General features: G+C 34.6%; 17 protein-coding genes. 5 read left to right on the top strand and 12 right to left on the bottom strand.

Features of this window, described 5'->3' with window-relative positions:
* Positions 1–55: 55 nt before the first annotated feature.
* Entirely contained in the window at positions 56–1,021 is a 966-nt protein-coding gene (locus DMB68_RS08545; protein ID WP_110346181.1) for a Gfo/Idh/MocA family protein, read from the bottom strand.
* Between the two features lie 197 nt (positions 1,022–1,218).
* On the opposite strand from DMB68_RS08545, the gene DMB68_RS08540 reads away from it, so the two are divergent.
* Entirely contained in the window at positions 1,219–1,860 is a 642-nt protein-coding gene (locus tag DMB68_RS08540; protein ID WP_110346180.1) for a protein-L-isoaspartate(D-aspartate) O-methyltransferase, read from the top strand.
* 158 nt (positions 1,861–2,018) lie between these two features.
* Here DMB68_RS08540 and DMB68_RS08535 read toward each other — a convergent pair whose 3' ends face one another.
* From DMB68_RS08535 to DMB68_RS08520, 4 genes are read right to left on the bottom strand one after another with little or no spacing between them, the layout of a single operon-like run.
* Positions 2,019–3,251 (bottom strand): ATP-binding cassette domain-containing protein, encoded by a 1,233-nt coding sequence (locus DMB68_RS08535; RefSeq protein ID WP_110346179.1) that lies wholly within the window; start codon positions 3,249–3,251, stop codon positions 2,019–2,021.
* Between the two features lie 21 nt (positions 3,252–3,272).
* Positions 3,273–4,124, bottom strand: coding sequence for a sulfurtransferase (locus tag DMB68_RS08530; protein ID WP_110346178.1), 852 nt, complete (start codon positions 4,122–4,124; stop codon positions 3,273–3,275).
* An 18-nt stretch (positions 4,125–4,142) separates the two neighbouring features.
* A complete protein-coding gene (locus tag DMB68_RS08525; RefSeq protein ID WP_110346177.1) occupies positions 4,143–4,532 on the bottom strand; it encodes a DUF1398 domain-containing protein in 390 nt (129 codons plus the stop codon).
* A 22-nt stretch (positions 4,533–4,554) separates the two neighbouring features.
* Entirely contained in the window at positions 4,555–5,547 is a 993-nt protein-coding gene (locus tag DMB68_RS08520; RefSeq protein ID WP_110346399.1) for an alpha/beta fold hydrolase, read from the bottom strand.
* 231 nt (positions 5,548–5,778) lie between these two features.
* Between DMB68_RS08520 and DMB68_RS08515 the strand changes: the two genes are divergently transcribed.
* Positions 5,779–8,784 (top strand): LamG-like jellyroll fold domain-containing protein, encoded by a 3,006-nt coding sequence (locus DMB68_RS08515; protein ID WP_231131613.1) that lies wholly within the window; start codon positions 5,779–5,781, stop codon positions 8,782–8,784.
* A gap of 79 nt (positions 8,785–8,863) precedes the next feature.
* Here DMB68_RS08515 and DMB68_RS08510 read toward each other — a convergent pair whose 3' ends face one another.
* From DMB68_RS08510 to DMB68_RS08480, 7 genes are all read right to left on the bottom strand, one after another.
* A complete protein-coding gene (locus DMB68_RS08510; protein ID WP_110346176.1) occupies positions 8,864–9,301 on the bottom strand; it encodes an acyl-CoA thioesterase in 438 nt (145 codons plus the stop codon).
* 216 nt (positions 9,302–9,517) lie between these two features.
* The gene (locus DMB68_RS08505) at positions 9,518–9,904 is read right to left on the bottom strand and encodes an RDD family protein (RefSeq protein ID WP_110346175.1); all 387 of its coding nucleotides are present in this window, start codon (positions 9,902–9,904) and stop codon (positions 9,518–9,520) included.
* 33 nt (positions 9,905–9,937) lie between these two features.
* Positions 9,938–11,167: an RNA polymerase sigma factor gene (locus DMB68_RS08500; RefSeq protein ID WP_110346174.1), complete on the bottom strand. Its 1,230-nt coding sequence runs from the start codon at positions 11,165–11,167 to the stop codon at positions 9,938–9,940.
* A gap of 35 nt (positions 11,168–11,202) precedes the next feature.
* Positions 11,203–11,553 (bottom strand): YciI family protein, encoded by a 351-nt coding sequence (locus DMB68_RS08495; protein ID WP_110346173.1) that lies wholly within the window; start codon positions 11,551–11,553, stop codon positions 11,203–11,205.
* A 31-nt stretch (positions 11,554–11,584) separates the two neighbouring features.
* Positions 11,585–12,037, bottom strand: a complete 453-nt coding sequence (locus tag DMB68_RS08490; protein ID WP_110346172.1) for a carboxymuconolactone decarboxylase family protein — start codon at positions 12,035–12,037, stop codon at positions 11,585–11,587.
* A gap of 119 nt (positions 12,038–12,156) precedes the next feature.
* The gene (locus DMB68_RS08485) at positions 12,157–12,435 is read right to left on the bottom strand and encodes a cation:proton antiporter domain-containing protein (protein ID WP_110346171.1); all 279 of its coding nucleotides are present in this window, start codon (positions 12,433–12,435) and stop codon (positions 12,157–12,159) included.
* Positions 12,435–13,928 (bottom strand): TlpA family protein disulfide reductase, encoded by a 1,494-nt coding sequence (locus tag DMB68_RS08480; RefSeq protein ID WP_110346170.1) that lies wholly within the window; start codon positions 13,926–13,928, stop codon positions 12,435–12,437. Before DMB68_RS08480 ends, DMB68_RS08485 begins: the two co-directional genes overlap by 1 nt.
* Before the next feature lie 391 nt (positions 13,929–14,319).
* Between DMB68_RS08480 and dnaK the strand changes: the two genes are divergently transcribed.
* The 3 genes from dnaK to corA all read left to right on the top strand — a co-directional run bounded on the left by dnaK (position 14,320) and on the right by corA (position 18,240).
* A complete protein-coding gene (gene dnaK / locus DMB68_RS08475) occupies positions 14,320–16,200 on the top strand; it encodes a molecular chaperone DnaK (protein ID WP_110346169.1) in 1,881 nt (626 codons plus the stop codon).
* Positions 16,201–16,424: 224 nt separating this feature from the next.
* Entirely contained in the window at positions 16,425–16,973 is a 549-nt protein-coding gene (locus DMB68_RS08470; protein WP_110346168.1) for a DUF6252 family protein, read from the top strand.
* A 196-nt stretch (positions 16,974–17,169) separates the two neighbouring features.
* On the top strand, positions 17,170–18,240 hold the full coding sequence (gene corA, locus DMB68_RS08465) for a magnesium/cobalt transporter CorA (RefSeq protein ID WP_110346167.1): 1,071 nt from the start codon (positions 17,170–17,172) through the stop codon (positions 18,238–18,240).
* The last annotated feature ends 10 nt before the right edge of the window (positions 18,241–18,250 follow it).

The raw sequence follows: 18,250 nt of genomic DNA, 5'->3' as shown, positions 1-18,250 counted from the left end.
TAAAGTTACTTTTCAGCAAGCTTTAAACCTTAAAGTTACGATTTTATATTTTGTCTTATTTTTTAAAACAATCAATTATTTGGTAAGCCACACGCAATGCATCAGTTGCCTGTTCCAGTGTTACAACCGGAGTTGTGTCATTATTTATAGCATCTGCAAATGAATTTAATTCGTCAAGAATAGCGTTGTTTTGTTCAACATCCGGATTGGTGAAATAAATTTGTTTTTTCACACCTTCAGCATTCTGCAGGATCATATCAAAATCTCCCGGAACTTCAGGGGCATCTTTCATGCGGACAACTTCACATTTTTTCTCAAGGAAATCAACTGATATGTAGGCGTCTTTTTGAAAAAAACGTGTTTTACGCATATTCTTCATCGAAATTCGACTTGCTGTTAAATTGGCAACACAGCCATTTTCGAATTCAATTCGGGCATTGGCAATATCAGGAGTTTCGCTAATTACCGATACTCCACTTGCATTGATATTTTTTACTTTAGAATTAACCACGCTTAAAATGGCATCAATATCATGAATCATCAAATCCAAAACTACAGGAACATCTGTACCCCTTGGGTTGAACTCAGCCAGACGATGCGTTTCTATAAACATTGGATTTTCAATCATGTTTTTAGTAGCGATAAAGGCAGGATTAAAACGTTCCACATGCCCAACCTGACCTTTTACATTGTATTCGTTTGCCAAAGCAATAATTTCTTCGGCTTCTTCAACAGTGTTGGCAATTGGTTTTTCTATAAAAATATGTTTTCCTGATTTGATGGCTACTTTGGCGCATTTGTAGTGCGAAAGTGTTGGGGTTACAATATCGATTACATCCACAGCGTGGATTAATTTGGCAATTGTGTTGAAGTTTTTATAGCCGAATTCTTTTGAAATTCTTTCGGCATTTTCCTGATTTTCGTCGTAAAATCCAACTAATTCGTATTTGTCAGATTGTTGCAATAAGCGTAAATGTATTTTACCTAAGTGACCCGCACCTAAAACTCCTACTTTTAACATGAGAATGTATTTTAAACAAAAATAGAATTTATTTGTTGAAAGTGAAAATGAATTTAGCTAATTATGAATTGTAAATAATCAGTAGTGGTTTTTGACTTTCGGCTTTTGACTTTCAACTGTATTAATTTAATAATTAAAAATCAATATTTGATTTACTGTTTTGTTTCTTATTTTTGCGAAAATAAAACCTACCTATTTTGAAAGATACTGCCAAACATCAAGGACTTCGCAATCAATTAGTAAGCACTTTAGAACAAAAAGGAATTACTGACAGGGCGGTTCTAGATGCGATAAAAAAAATCCCGAGACACCTTTTTTTAAATTCAAGTTTTGAAGATTATGCTTATCAGGATAAGGCTTTTCCTATAGGAGCCGGGCAAACTATTTCGCAGCCTTACACAGTTGCTTTTCAATCGCAGTTGTTAGAAGTAAATAAGGAACACAAAATTTTAGAAATTGGTACAGGTTCTGGTTATCAGACTGCTGTTTTATGTATGTTGGGCGCTAAAGTATATAGTGTTGAGAGACAGAAAGAGCTGTTTAAAACTACTTCTAATTTATTTCCAAAATTAAATATACGTCCTAAACATCTGTCTTTTGGTGATGGTTATAAAGGGTTACCAAGTTATGCCCCGTTTGACAGTATTATTGTTACGGCGGGCGCTCCGTTTATTCCACAACCGTTGATGGCACAGTTAAAAATAGGCGGGAGGCTGGTTATTCCGCTTGGTGAAGATGTTCAGATTATGACTTTGTTAATTCGCAAAAACGAAACGCAATTTGAAAAACATGAGTTTGGAGAGTTTCGATTTGTTCCTTTATTAGAAGATAAAAATTAGAAAAAATGCCCCATAAGTATTGAATTTATTTTGGGACATTTTTTATGATTTAACTTAGTTAGATATAGCTGAAATCAGGTGTCAGGCTGAGCGGAGGCGAAGCCCTGTTTTTGACTCCGCTCAGAATGACATTTCGTTTCTAAGCAGGATAAATCTATTTATTTAATTCTCCCAACCGATCCCGTTTCTGAAGGAATAAGTTCAAAAACGGATGTAGGTGCAAGACCGTTTTCGATTCTGTGCGAAACATACAAAATAGAAACATTGGTTTCCTGTTTGATTGTATTGATCAATTGAATTACCAAATCGACATTTTCATCATCCAAACCTTCAACGGGCTCGTCTAAAATCAATAATGGCGGATGTTTTAAAACGGCACGAACAATAAGTGCAACTCTTTGCTGTCCGATTGAAAGATCTATAAAACGTTTCTTTTTTAAATGACTCATTTCAATTACCTCCAGCCATTGTGCAACAATTTGTTTTTGTAAGGTTGTTGGTTCAATATATAAGCCGATAGAATCGAAAAAACCAGACAGAATCATTTGTTCCAGCGTATGGCTTTTCTGAAATAAATCCATCATTGCAGTCGTGTAAATCCCGATTTGCTTTTTAATTTCCCAGACACTTTCGCCGCTTCCTTTTTTTCTTCCAAATAAAAATAAATCCTGACCATATCCTTTTGGATTATCGCCTGTAATTAAGGATAGAATGGTGCTTTTTCCGGAACCGTTAGGACCAATTAACTGCCAGAATTCGCCTTGTTTGATTGTCCAAGAAATGTTGTCCAGAATTTTTCGATCCTCATAACTTACCGAAACATTCTCCATTTTTATTAATACACTTTCGTGAAAAGTACCCGGTTCATGAGCCTTTGGAATTGCAGCTGTATTTAAGGTTTTAAAATGGCTTTCGTTTTTTGAAATAGGGTATAAAGTAAATGAATTGTCTTTGATTTGGACTTTATTCAATACAAAATCCATTAGATCAACCGTACGATTTACAAGCTGAATAATAGAAATTGTATCCGTAAGTTTTTCCAATGAAAGAGCTAAGGCCAAACGTGAAGCCTGATCTAAATGATCGAAAGGATTATCGAAAATGATAAAATCAGGATTTTGACTGATACAGTATTTTAAGAACTCTTTTTTGCGTTCACCGGAGGAAAAAGTCCGCAATTGCCTGTGTGATTCCGGAGAGGCTTCAACAGATTGGTATTGATATTCTCTTTCGATGAATTTTTCGATTGAAATATCAGAGAATAGAATTCCTTTTTGATTATTAAAAACTGCTAATTCTTCTTTGGCTTCACCTGAAAGTAAGGTGTCTATGAACTTTTTTTTATTGACCTGATTGGTTAAAAGAATGTCCCAATGTTGTTTTTGATGCATTATGTATTTCTTGAAAGGATATTATTTTTTAGTGTTCATTGGTAAATTATTTCGGGACCATTCGCTCCAGGAACCAACATAAAGCTGTGGAATCGGAATTCCTGCATAATCCATTGCTAATAAGGTATGACAGGCTGTAACACCAGAGCCGCAATGAACGATTACATTTTCTGGTTTTATGTTGCCTAAAATTTCAGCATATTTTTCTGCCAATTTTTCAGAAGAAAGATACAAACCATTTTCGTCTAAATTTTCGCTAAACGGCACATTAATAGCTCCCGGAATATGACCAGCAATTAGATCAAGTGGTTCCGTATGGCCGTCAAACCGGTTTTTATCTCTTACGTCAATAACGATATTTTCAGGATTTTTTCGGGCTTGATCTACTTCTTTACTATTTGCTAAAGGGAGCTGCCAGTCTGTAACAGGATATTTTTCAGCTGTGTCAAAACTTTCTGTTCCTGAACTTACAGGGAAACCAGTTTTTATTGCCGCCTGAAAACCGCCATTTAAAACCTGTACTTTTTCATGACCAACTGCTTTTAGCATCCACCAAAATCTTGATGCAGCGTTCGAACCGTTTTTGTCATCATAAATAATAACATGATTTTTTGTCGTAATACCTAGTTTTGACAGCACTTCAGAAAATTTTTCTAATGAAGGCAATGGGTGTCTGCCACCGTTTGCAGGGTTGCAGTCCGGAGTAGCTAAATCGTGGTTTAAATCGATATAGCGGGCATCTTTTAAATGTCCATTTTTATAATTTTCTTTGGTATTGAGTCCAGCTCTGGCATCAACGAATATGATTTCAGTTGAATTTTTTAGCTGAAGTAATTCTTCGGGATTTATTATGGGAGACCAATTTTGCGACATCTGATTTCGTTCTAAAAATTAACCCGGAATTTTTTCAATCAATATTTCATTACCTGATTTGTCAAAATAGGTACAGGTCATTTCCATGATATCCACGCGCCATTTTGCGATTCCGCACTGTCCGGAGTGATTGCAAAATGTAATATAATCGGTCTGGCCATCCTGATGTGCTACCAGAAATTCTATAAAACGTTCTTTGTTGGCTGTATCTTCAACTTTTATTTCAGGGTATTTTTCTTCTGAAATCACAGAATAATTATTTACACCATAATATTCCACATGACCGTCATTTACGAAGGTATCGTAACCTTTCACGCCTAAAATAATTAAATCCTGTATATAATTTGGAAAATCAGCACCGCTCTTTACTTTGGCATGCGCTTCTTTTATTTGTTCGATTGTAAACATAAAATTTGATTTAAGGTTAACTTTATTGTTTCAAAAATACAATTAATGGCTTTATAAATTGATCAAAAGATTCGATATGTGGTAAATGTCCGGTATTTGGAATTTCCACTAATTTTGAATTCGGAATCGTTTTTTGGGTTTTCTTTCCCAACTCAGCATAATTGCCTAATGTTTTTTTAATTTCTTCAGGAACTAATTGCTTTCCTAAAGCTGTTTTATCTCTGGTTCCGATGATTAAAAGAGTCGGACTTTTGATGTTTTTAAATTCGTATAAAACCGGTTGGGTAAAAATCATATCGTACATCAAAGCCGAATTCCATGCCACAATATTATAGTTTGGTGCAGTTGTCCATCCGGCTCCAAGTTCAGCCCATTTTTGGAAATCTGCATTCCATTTTCCGTCATAATAATTCGCCATTTGGTATTTTTTAATGGCTTCGTAGTTTTGTTTTAATTCACTTTCGTACCATGAATCTACTGGTTGATACGGAACAACTAGTTTCCAGTCTTCTAAGCCAATTGGATTTTCCAGAACCAATTTTTCAGCAGTTTCTGGATACATTAGGGTAAATCTTGTGGCTAACATTCCACCCATAGAATGTCCTAAAATGGCTGTTTTTTGAATTCCTAAATGATCCAGTAATTTTTTCGTATTCTCGGCAAATTGCTGAAAAGTATATTGAAAATTATCCGGTTTTGATGATTTTCCAAAACCAATCTGATCTGGTACAATAACCCGGAATCCTTCTTTTATAAGGGATTTTATTGTAGTCTCCCAATACGCTCCGTTGAAATTTTTGCCGTGTAAGAGTACAATGTTTCTGTTGTTGTAATTAGCAGGAATTATATCCATATAGGCCATTTTAAAAAGCTGGCGCTGATTATTCACTTCGAAAAACTTTACCGGAAACGGATATTCATAATTGGTAAGATTAATATCCAGTGATTTTATTTTTTCCTGCTGGGAGAAACAAAAAAAAGGAAGCAAGAGTAGTATAAGTTTTATTTTTTTCATTTGTGAATGGCATTGATTTGGAATACTCATAAAATTAAAGCTTACGGTTTTAAAAGCAAAACATAAAATCTTAAAGTTATCAGAAAATTAATTCTGTAGGAAAGATTCTTCTTTTTTGAGAAAAAACTAAATAATTGATCGGCCGATAGGAGGATACAGGATGGAACAGGACAGACTCTCAATAGCTTCTAACTAAATTAGGTATAACTATTTAACCAATTTAACCAATTTATGAAAAAAATTACCTTAACATTTAAGCGTGTGCTTAAAGTTTTTATGGTCTGTGGATTAATCACCACTGTCAGTGATTTAAAAGCCCAGACACTGGCATTTCCGGAAGCTACGGGTTTTGGAAGATTTACCACTGGTGCAAGAGGTGCAGCAAATCCTCAAATCTATTTAGTTACCAATTTAAATGACAGCGGCCCGGGTTCATTTCGTGATGCTGTTAGTCAGCAAGGAAGATTTGTAATATTTAAAGTAGGAGGTATCATAAATCTATCCTCGGCCATTGCAGTAGCAGCCAACACTACAATTGCTGGACATACAGCTCCCGGTGAAGGGGTGGTGATTCTTGGTAAAGTATCCTTTTCCGGATCCAGTAACACGATAGGACGCTATCTTCGTGTTCGTTATGGGGATAACACTCAAGGTCAAGATGCATCAGGTATATCAAATGGTGCAAACATTATTTTGGATCACATGACTTTTACCTGGGGAACAGATGAAGTATTTTCTATCAACTGGGATAATAAAGGGATTAGTCCTGATAATATAACTCTTCAGAATTGTATTATAGGTCATGGTCTGCACCGTCACAATCACTCAGCAGGAGGATTAATGCAGCCGTCAAATGGAGGTAAGATAAGTTTAATTGGAAATTTATACATCGGTAATAAAACACGAAACAATAAAATAAAAGGGATTAATGAGTTTGTAAACAATGTGGTTTACAATTGGGGTAATTATGGAAATACTTACGGACATACTGAATCTGGAGATGCCTACATTATGGGTGGAGATTCTGCAGGAGGCTCAGATGTTAACATTATTAATAATTATTTTATAGGAGGACCAAATACAAGTGCTACAGTTTCGTCACCTTTTAATCGCGGGAACGATAATTTCTCTTTATATGGTGCGGGCAATTATTTTGATAATAATAAAGATGGTGTGTTAAATGGGACACTGGTTCCTTACGACTTAACAGGGTATCCTACCGGAGATGTCGCAACTCTTTTGCCAACACCTTATGATTATCCAATGAAAACCCCAACGTTGACAGCTCAGGATGCTTATGATAAAATCGTGGCAAGCGTGGGAGCTTCATATCCAAGACGTGATCAGGTTGATAATTTGATGATTTCTGACCTGATGTCAAAAGGAACAGTAGCTACTTATATGTATGACAGAGCCAGTTTTGCAAAACAATTTGGTTTTATCAATAATGGTGCAGGACATGTTTATGGTGCTCCTGCTTCTTTGGATGCTGATAGCGATGGTATGCCTGATGCATGGGAAGACGCCAACGGATTAGATAAAAATACGGCAGATGCTTTGGCAGTAAGCACAACAAATGCCCCTTACCTGAATATTGAAGTTTATATTAACGGATTAACCAATACAACTCCAACCGATTTTGTTATTCCGCCATCAAACGTGAATTTTACTAATGTGGTTTCTACTGAAGTTCCGCCATCGAGTTCTTTGACTGTTAACTGGATTGACGGTGCAACTAATGAGGATAATTTTATCGTAGAACGTTCAGATAACGGTACTGTTTTTAATGTAATCGCTACCCTTGGGGCAAATATTACAAGTTATAATGACTCAGGTTTGCTTCCAAATACGCAATATTATTATCGAGTTAAAGCAAAAAACAGCACAGAATCATCAGTATATGAAACAGGATCGATAACTACACCGCCAATTCCGTCAGCTCCAGTTAAAGCATCTGCACCTAATCCGGCTACAGGACTTACAAACATTCAGTTGACAAGTGGGAATTTAACACTGAAATGGAGTGGAAGCACAAATACAACAACTTATGCTGTTTATTTTGGTACTGATCCTTTAAATTTAGCTAAGCTGGCTGATGTTGCTTATGTAGCTGCCCCATCCTATCAACTTACAGGATTAAACCCGGCAGTAACTTATTATTGGAGGATTGATGCTTCTAATGCTAAAGGAACGATAATAGGCGATGTATGGAATTTCCGTGCACTGACACCGGAACTTGTTGGTCATTGGCCGTTTAAGGAAACAGCTGGAGAAGGTCAGCAAATTGAAGATATTTCAGGCTATGCAAACAATGGACAATTAGATGCAGCTTTCGATAATAGTAATGTCAGAGTAGCCGGAAAAGAGAACAAGGCCATAGATTTTGCAACATTAACGCCTAATAAACTCATGGTAAGCGTTCCTAATCAGGATAATATTTTATTTGATAAAAATTCTTTTACTGTTTCATTTTGGATGAAAGCTGATGCCAGTTTAATACCCGCAGGTTCGACATTGAGCTCATATATATTATGCAAAGGGTCGATGACAAAGAATACGACGACAGGCGCAACAGGAAGAAGATTCAATGTAGAAATAAAGAGTAATCAATTGCGTTTTGCGATAGATGATGATAAAACAAAAACCGAACTTGCATCATCATTAGCAGCAACCAGTTATTATACCGGAAATTGGGTAAATGTGATTATTATGAGAGATGTTACGGCATCCAAATTAAGAATATATACGAATGGGGTTTTTACCAATGAAAAGGCTGATGCAACAGGAACAGCTGTGGGTATTGGAGAGCCAACAGATTTAGTGATTGGAAATATCGGGGCTCTTGAGCTGTTTGCCAATACTACTCCGGCACCTTACAAAGGTTTATTTGACGAACTCAAAATATTTAATTATGCATTAAATGCAACAGAGATAACACAGTTGTACAATCAGGCATTATTAAATAATGATAAATTTACCCAAAATAAAGTTAGTGGTACTGTATATCCTAATCCGGTAAAAGAACAGATTTTTATCAGTATTCCAAATTATAAAGAATCATACGTTACAGCAACATTAAGCGATGTAACTGGAAAAATTATTGTTAAGGAAAAAATTTCATCTGACGGAAATGGCGTTTTTAAATTAAACATTGCAAATAAAAAAGTATCAGGACTTTATATATTAAATGTATCGGGAGAAAATTTAAACAGCAATTACAAAATTGTAGCAGAATAATACAAACCAGCTTTACCGAAAAAAAACCGTTACATTGATTTGTAACGGTTTTTATAATTTACAGCGAATTCAATTTATTTTAAAGTCCTATGAAATCATCGCTTTTTGGGAAAATGCTCAACGCTTCAACAGCAATCTCAGGAGTTGGAGAAGCTAATTTTCTAAGTTTTGTATCCATCCAGGCACCATCAACAGTTATTGTGGCACAAAGTGTATCGTCTTCTCTGCGGAATTCGTGAATGATAGACCAGCGCGAAGCATCAGCTTTCATTTTGGATGTTTTGGTATGAATAAATATTTTATCCGAAAGTTTTAATTCTTTTCTGAATACACATTCTTCCCTAAATAAAACAGGTCCAAAACTTTGTTCCTGCATTACTCTTAAAGTTAAACCTAATTCATTTAGGATTTCAATACGATGCTGAGCACCAAAATCGTAATAAGCACTGTGACGAACATGAAAATTTGGATCAAGATCTGACCAGCGAAAAGATATTTCTTTTATAAATGAAGACATTTTTATTGTGTTTTAATTTTTTTGACAGGATTATTTTTTAGAGATTTTGCCTTTAAAATAATTAGTCTATTTTAAAAATCGAAATTACGAATAAAAATGTGAAAGACGGTTATAAAAACAATGCGTGCATATTAAATTTTATTGATTGTGTTTGGAATAAATCTAAAAGCTTGTTGATTTTCGGAACACTTATATATTTACTTATCTTTTTTATCGTTAGACTTTTATCATTACAGTTCCACTTAAAATATCGTGAATAGCTCTTTTTTTTGTGCTGGAAAAAATACTTATAAAAGAAAGCCAGCCAAATAATAATTTAAAGGTGTAACGAACTAAAGCCTGAAAAATATTAATCGATTCGTTCTCGTTAGAGTTTTTACGGACTCTGATTTTTTTTATATTATTACCGATTGTTCCGCCAAAAGTGGTCATAATAGGTTCGTATAAAAACAATGCTATCAATAAAATCGCTCTTAACCAATCCGGGACATTTTTGAAATTAGATAAAATATCCGAAAAAATAATCATGCAGGCTATTATTAAAACAGAGTCAATTAAAATTGATTGAATTCTTTCGAGTACAAAAGGGTATTTTTCGTTCATGTTTTTTTACCGAATATACTTAAATTTTATTCTCTATTGAATCAAATTAATGTTTTTGATTATAATAGCCTTATCTGCAGGAGAATTGGTAATCTGCAGTGCTTTTTCAAAATTTTGAATCGCTTTTTTGTTGTCAATATCAGTATAAAGATTGCCTAACAACGAGTAATAAAAAGGATTTCCGGTAAGATTTAGTTTTTCAGCTTCAATAATTGCTTCCCATTTTCCATTTGTTTTAGCTAAAGCAAATGTGCGGTTTAAAGCTGCAATTGGTGAATATTCTAAAAAAAGGAGATGATTATACAGCTGGAGGATATTTTGCCATTTTTTGGCAGTATCTTCCTTTTGTGTATGCCAATAGGCAATACTGGCTTCCAGATGGTATTTTGAAAGTTTATTTCCAGATGAAGCCTGAACGAGATAATATTGGCCTTTTTCGATTAATTCCTGATTCCATAATGATTCATCCTGATCCTGATATAAAATAGTTTCACCATTTTCGTTTGTTCTGGCGTCAAATCTTGAACTATGAAAACACATTAACGAAAGTAAAGCATTTGCGGCAGGCAAATTAGTTGTTGGATTTTCGATTAATAAAAAAGTTAAACGCATGGCTTCGGCACAAAGATCTTTTCGGAGAATGGCATTTTGGGAAGTTGAATAATATCCTTCAGAAAACAATAAATACAAGGTTGTCAAAACGGTTTCTAACCGATTATTGATTTCAGTAATTGTGGGCTGCTCAATTTTGATATTGGCTTCTTTGAGTTTTTCTTTAGCGCGATTGATTCTTTTGTAAATGACTTCTTTATTGGTTAAAAAAGCATCTGATATTTCCTGAATTCCGAATCCGCATAATAAATTTAGCGCCAGAGCAATTTGTGCTTCAGCAGAATTTATAGGATTACAGACTGTAAATATCATGGCCAATTGGCTGTCATTGATGTTCTTGTTTGATAAATCAATTTCAATTTCTTCTGATTTATTTGCTGTGTGTTTTATTTCGACAGAAAGTTTTTGTTCGAAAACAGCATCTCGTTTTAAAAGATTTTTGGTTTTGTTTTTAGCCACAGTGTAAAGCCAGGCTGTTGGATTCTCAGGAATTCCTTTTATGCTCCAGGTTTCGGTTGCGGCCAGAAAGGTGTCGCTGGTAATATCCTCGGCGATTTCGATATTTTCGATTCCAAACAAATAACAGAGTACCGAAACTATTTTTCGATACTCTGTTCTGAATAAATTGGGTAAAAGGTGACTTTCTTCCATAATTTTAAAATGCAATCAGGAAATAAAATTAAAAATTAATAGGTTCCTGTCACGGCCATGCGTATTTCGACATTGCCTCCTAAATCTAATATTGGGCACCCGTTTGCAATTCTAACAGCTTCATCGTAATCTGCTGCTTTTATCATAATCAATCCGCCAATAGACTCTTTTATTTCTACGTAAGGACCATTGAGGACACTTTTATTTGCAGTTACAATTTTTCCTTCGCCATCCCAGCGTTGCAAAGGTTTTGCGAGTTTATCCTGCGCTGCAATTCCGCCCAGCCAGTCCTGCCATAATTTTAATGAATCTTGTAATTCCTGTGGTGATGGCTGAGTTTCTTTTGTGCTGAAATCTCTGCGAAATATTAATACAAATTCGTTCATGATGTTTTTTTTAGTTATAAATCAGTTTATATTAACCAAATTGACCCACTTTGTAAGTTCCCGGCTCGTTAGGAAAAGCAAGGTTAATACGATTCCAGGTATTAATGTTTGTGATAGCTAAAGTTAAATCAATTAATTCTTGTTCTGAAAATTCTTTTGCAGCTTCGTTATAAACTGAATCTGGGACATCACATTTGGTTAAAGCTTCTGCCCAGGCAAATGCTGCTCTTTCCCGATTAGTGTAATATGAAGTTTCTCTCCAGGCACTTAATCCGTATAATCTTTGTTCTGTTTCGCCTTTGGCACGTGCATCTTTGTAATGCATATCCAAACAATACGCACATTGATTGATTTGAGAAACCCTGAAAACAACCAGTTCTAAAAGTGCTAATTCAAGAGGAGAATTTTTTAGATATCCGCCAATTGGGTAAAGGGTTTTTAATGCGTTTTGTCCTTTTTCGTGAATGTTAATTCGATTTTCCATTTTGTTTAAATTTTATATTTATAAATGTTTGTTATAATGGAATAACAATCGAAGTTTTGAAATTGGACAAATTATTTTATTTTTTTTTAATTATTTTTTTTCTTCTTTCCAGAATGTAGTTAGAAAACCAATGGTATTGCAAGTGTACTTATTGTGCTTAGATTGGTTTTGAAATGTTTCGGAGAAATATTAAACGAAGCATCATATAATAAAGGAGGCAAAAATATAAGAAAGATAATCTCCGGATTGATTTCAATTTCAGCCATTGTTGGAATAAAACCAATTCCGATTCCGACAACAACCAAAAGAATAGGATAGGGGATTTTTGATTTGTCAGCAAATGTGGAGAGTCCTATTACAATTGCCAGAATAAAAATGATACTAGTATAATTTTCCATTATGGATTAACTTCATTTAGTTGTTTTTCTAAATTTTCGATTTCAGAAGGGCCACTCAGGCTTTTTTTAATAATAGTTCCGTTTTCGTCAGTCAGGAAATGCCACGGAATACCCATTGACTGATTTCCATATAAAGTTCTTAAATCGGTATCCAGTTTTTCGTTAGCTCTGATATGATAGCCCTCTAAATTGTAAAACTGCGCCATTTCCTTCCATTGTTTGTCCCTGTTGTCTTTGTCGATAGAAATATAGACCATTGTAATGCCTTTTGATTTTAACAGTTCATATAACTTGGCATTGTGTTTAAATTCTTCTTTGCAGGGGCCACACCAGGTTGCCCAGATATCAATATAAAATCGTTTTCCGTTTAATTCTTTAATAACATCTTTTACCAAATTGGCAGAGTCAGTTTTGTCTATAAATTTAATTTTTTCGTTTAAAGGCTCTTCCTTCTTTTTATGGAAAGCAATTACCGGGATAATAACTGGCTCCAGAAAATGAGTGTACGGACTATTTGGATATTCTTTTTTGAATTGTTCGAAAAGGGTAATCAATTCTTTTTCATAATTTTTATTGATGGATTCATAGTAAATATAGGCTGCAAAGTAATATTCTAATTGCTGACCAGTTAAATATTTTTTTGCATTATTGATGTTATGAGTATGAATGAGTCCCTGTTTATGGTACTCTGAAATTGCCGCCGAAGGCGTCCCCTCCACAATTAATTCCTGATAGCGTAAATAGTTTTCTGTGTAATAATAAAACCATGGAGAAGTTAATAACTCAGGACTATTAACAGGATTGGACAGGAAAATTTCTTTCCATAGTTTCTTATATTGTTCAGGCGAAAGTGCGTTTTTATTTTGTGCTGATAGTAAATAGTTTATAAATGCAAGACTTCCCTGTGCGCCTTTGTAAAAAAAATTACGGTCTGACTGAACCAGATTATAAAAGTTTTTAGAAATGGTTTTGTCTTTTAGTAATTTTTGAAATTCAGCAATTTCCGTTTCTCTTTTCTGTTCTAATTTTTGTTTTATTCTAGAAATGATGCTGTCTTTCATTAAGGATTTAGTTTCTAATTCAAAATGACCGCCTACAATCATATTTCTATTCGGAATTTGATTGTATAATGCCTGAGCTTTTTCGTTTTTTGATTCTACTTTGAATTTGCCATCTTTTACTTCTGTATGGATAGATACTTTATAAGTCATTCCCGGTTCAGCAATTATGACTCCGTATGATTGATAGTGGGTTGATAACTCAATGAAACAGGTTTTGTCTGAAGGAATTTTTATTTGAAAGTTTCCTGCAGCATCTGTTTGTGCAGAATTTGTAAAACCAAAATAATCAATTCCATTTATAGGCAAAGTATATTCGATTGTTTCCGGAATTTTCCCGGTTATTTTTCCGGAGATAGTTATTTCGGTTTTTTTTCCTTGGCAGACTGCAAAAAAGGGAAGGAGTATGACGAAAATGAATTGAGATAGTCTCATGATTTTTGGTTTGATAATGAAGAGTATAATAAGGTTTGATTATTTCAAATATATTGTATTTATATGGTTTTCAGAAAGTGTGACGAAAAAAAAATGTTTTTAATTTGCAGATTTTGTTTTGAAAATGAGTGTTTTAGCCCTGATAGAAGCGTCATCCTTTTATGGCGGGGTTCGCCATAAAAGATATAGCGGATAGCAGGAATCGGCTTCTAAAATGACAGATGAAATACTGATGTGCCATAGTTGTCAGGTATTAAAAATGTCATGTTGGCAGACTTTTTTTGACGTGTCAATACTAAACTGACAAATTATATTGGTTTTTTATCTTGGCATAAAGATTGACTTATGCCACATGAGTTTGAAATAAAATCAAAAATTAAATATATAAAAAATGGGTAAAATAATCGGAATTGACTTAGGTACGACGAACTCTTGTGTTTCTGTAATGGAAGGTAACGAAGCAGTTGTTATCCCTAACGCAGAAGGAAAAAGAACTACACCATCTATCATCGCTTTTGTTGAAGGTGGAGAAATTAAAGTAGGTGATCCTGCAAAAAGACAAGCAGTAACGAATCCTACAAAAACGATTGCTTCTATTAAACGTTTTATGGGACACACTTTTGCTGAAACTCAGGAAGAGGCAAAAAGAGTTCCTTACAGTGTTGTAAAAGGTGACAACAATACGCCACGTGTGGATATTGACGGTCGTTTATACACTTCTCAGGAGTTGTCTGCAATGACACTTCAAAAAATGAAAAAAACTGCTGAAGACTATTTAGGTCAAACTGTAACTGAAGCGGTTATTACTGTTCCTGCTTACTTTAACGATGCACAACGTCAGGCTACTAAAGAAGCTGGTGAAATTGCTGGTCTTAAAGTTATGCGTATCATCAATGAGCCAACTGCTGCTGCACTTGCTTACGGATTAGATAAAAAAGGAACTGATCAAAAAATTGCTGTTTACGATTTAGGTGGAGGTACTTTTGATATCTCTGTTCTTGAATTAGGAGACGGTGTATTTGAAGTATTATCTACAAATGGTGATACTCACTTAGGTGGTGATGATTTTGACCAGGTTATTATTGACTGGTTAGCTGACGAATTCAAATCTGAAGAAGGTATTGATTTACGTTTAGACCCAATGTCATTACAACGTTTGAAAGAAGCTGCTGAGAAAGCTAAGATTGAATTATCATCTTCTGCTGAAACAGAAATCAACTTACCATACGTAACTGCTACTGCTTCTGGACCAAAACACTTAGTGAAAAAATTATCCAGAGCTAAATTTGAGCAATTATCTGATACTTTAGTAAAACGTTCTATGGAGCCAGTTGCTAAAGCATTAAAAGATGCAGGTTTATCTACATCTGATATCGACGAAGTTATCCTTGTAGGAGGTTCTACTCGTATGCCAAGAATCGCTGACGAAGTGGAGAAATTCTTCGGTAAAAAAGCATCTAAAGGTGTTAACCCTGATGAGGTTGTTGCTATTGGAGCAGCTATTCAAGGTGGAGTTTTATCTGGAGATGTAAAAGATGTATTGTTACTTGACGTAACACCTCTTTCTTTAGGTATCGAAACTATGGGTGGTGTATTGACTAAATTAATTGAGTCTAACACAACTATTCCAACTAAAAAATCTCAGGTATTCTCTACTGCTGCTGATTCTCAACCATCTGTTGAAATCCACGTATTACAAGGAGAAAGAGCTATGGCTGCTGATAACAAAACTATCGGTCGTTTCCACTTAGATGGTATTCCACCAGCACCAAGAGGAGTTCCTCAAATCGAAGTAACTTTCGATATCGATGCTAATGGTATCATCAAAGTTTCTGCAACTGATAAAGGAACTGGAAAATCTCACGATATTCGTATCGAAGCTTCTTCTGGATTAACAGCTGAAGAAATCGAAAAAATGAAAAAAGATGCTGAAGCTAATGCTGATGCTGACAAAATTGCAAAAGAAAGAGCTGAGAAATTAAACGAAGCTGACAGTACTATTTTCCAAACTGAATCTCAATTGAAAGAGTTAGGAGATAAATTGACAGACGAGCAAAAAACAGCTATCGAATATGCTTTAACTGAATTGAGAATGGCTCACCAGTCTCAGGATCTTGACGCAATCCAAAAAGGATTAGACAATGTAAATGCAGCCTGGAAAACAGCTACAGAAGCAATGTACGCTCAAGGTGGTGAAGGTCAACAAGCTGCTCCACAACAAGAGCAGTCTGGAGACAATGTTGAAGACGTTGAATTCGAAGAAGTAAAATAATTTACACTTTGTGGAGACACACTGCTGTGCGTCTCTACGATTGAATAATAAAAACCGGGTCAGAAATGCCCCGGTTTTTTATTTGTAAAAATATTCGTGTAATCTACTGCTTCTCAGGACACTTATTTTTTTGTAAGATAATTTCAGGTAAAAATGAGCTTTCCTTTGATTTATATGATACGATTTGATCTATATTTGATAAAAATTAACTAAATAAAACATTTATGAAAAAACTTTTTGGCCTTGGATTGATCTTCTTAACAATTTTAACTACCGGTTGCAGCAGTGATGACAGTAATGATGTGAATAGTACTGTTTCGGCTACGATTAATGGTGCTGCATGGAAACCAACAAAAAAAGTTGGTGCAACTTTAATTAAAATGCCCGGGCAAGGTCAGCGTTTTGATATTAGCATACATAGCAATTCGGAAATACTTTCATTAGCATTTGAAAGCGAATTGACAACCAACAATGCAATGCCTTTGGGAACATATAACTTTTATGAAGACCCGGAAGAAGGTCAAATTAGTAATGCATTATTTTTTAATAGTTATTTAATAGACGGAGATACTTATACAGAACATTTTCCTGTATCAGGAAAAATAACAGTTACTGCTATAGATCCAGTGAAAAAAACGATTTCCGGAACATTTAGTTTTAGAGCGCAAAAAGAAGGCGTCTTACAAACTAAAATAGTTACTCCGGAAGTTTTTGAAGTAACAAATGGTGTATTTGAAAATTTATCATATTTAGTTTTCACTGCTACACCATAAAATATTTCATATTTTTATAAGTTAAAAAACCGGGCTGTTTCTAACCCGGTTTTTTTTATGACTAAATCCATATATTGTATAGACGCACTCCAGTGCGTCTATACTGTAGGTCTATTTACAGGTTTTCTACAAACTGATAATTGTCATTTCCCATTCCGATTCTTTTTCGTAATATTACTATTGTAAAATTTTTTGAATGAGAAAGATCAAATACAAAGAAGGGCGTAAACTACAGCCTGCTAGCTTAGAGTATACTGGCTCTCATAAAGATCATGAAACAGAAATGCAGCTTTTTGTATATGATGATAGTGATGTTGTTGAATATGAAAAGTTTACGGTTTTAGCCTTAAATTCCTGTTTTGATTATACTAAAAATAACTGGCTCAATATTCACGGATTAAATGACATTGGATTAATTAAAACCATCGGAGGATATTTTAAACTGGACGATTTTTTGCTTGCCGATATTTTAAACACTACTAAAAGAACAAAACTTGAAGAGCAAAAAGATGTTTTGTTTTTTAACATAAAATCGTTATTGCCTTCAGAATACTCAGATGGACTAAAAGTAGAACAGCTCAGTTTTATTTTAAAAGACGGAATTTTGATTTCGTTTCAGGAAAAACGAAGCGATTTCTTCACCCATATACGCGAGCGCCTGCGTACGCATGCCGGAATCGTAAGAACTAAAAAAGTAGATTATCTGCTTTATTTATTGTTGGATGCTGTAATCGAAAATTTTTACATTACCATAGAAGATGAAGAAAATAATATTGAGGAATTAATTGATTTAACCAAAAAAGGGGCTGATCCGATTATTCTGGAAAAGATTGAAAACCATCGCGATAATTTTAATTTTTTAAAGCGCGCCATCGTACCGCTTCGGGATTCATTGTATTATTTGAAAACCATTAAAGATGATGATACAAACGAACTGATTCAAAAAGAAACTTTTAATTTTTTTATCAGGCTGCATCAAAAAAGCTTAGAACTTTTAGAGCAGATTGAGTCGGATATGAGTTCATTGGAAAGCGCTTCAAATTTCTATTTTTCGGAACAAAGCCGAAAAATGAATGAAATTATGAAAACGTTGACGATTATTTCAGCCATCTTTATTCCACTAACTTTTATTGTTGGAGTCTACGGAATGAATTTCGAAAACATGCCGGAACTCAAAACAGAGAATGGCTATTTTATTGTCATGGGCACTATGCTTTTACTCGTAATTGCCCTGATCATTTATTTTAAGAAAAGACGCTGGTTTTAAGGAGTCAGTA

Source organism: Flavobacterium hydrophilum (assembly GCF_003202405.1).
Taxonomy (GTDB): domain Bacteria; phylum Bacteroidota; class Bacteroidia; order Flavobacteriales; family Flavobacteriaceae; genus Flavobacterium; species Flavobacterium hydrophilum.
Note: the sequence above shows the minus strand (reverse complement) of the source record. Positions and strands in the feature narration are given on the sequence as shown.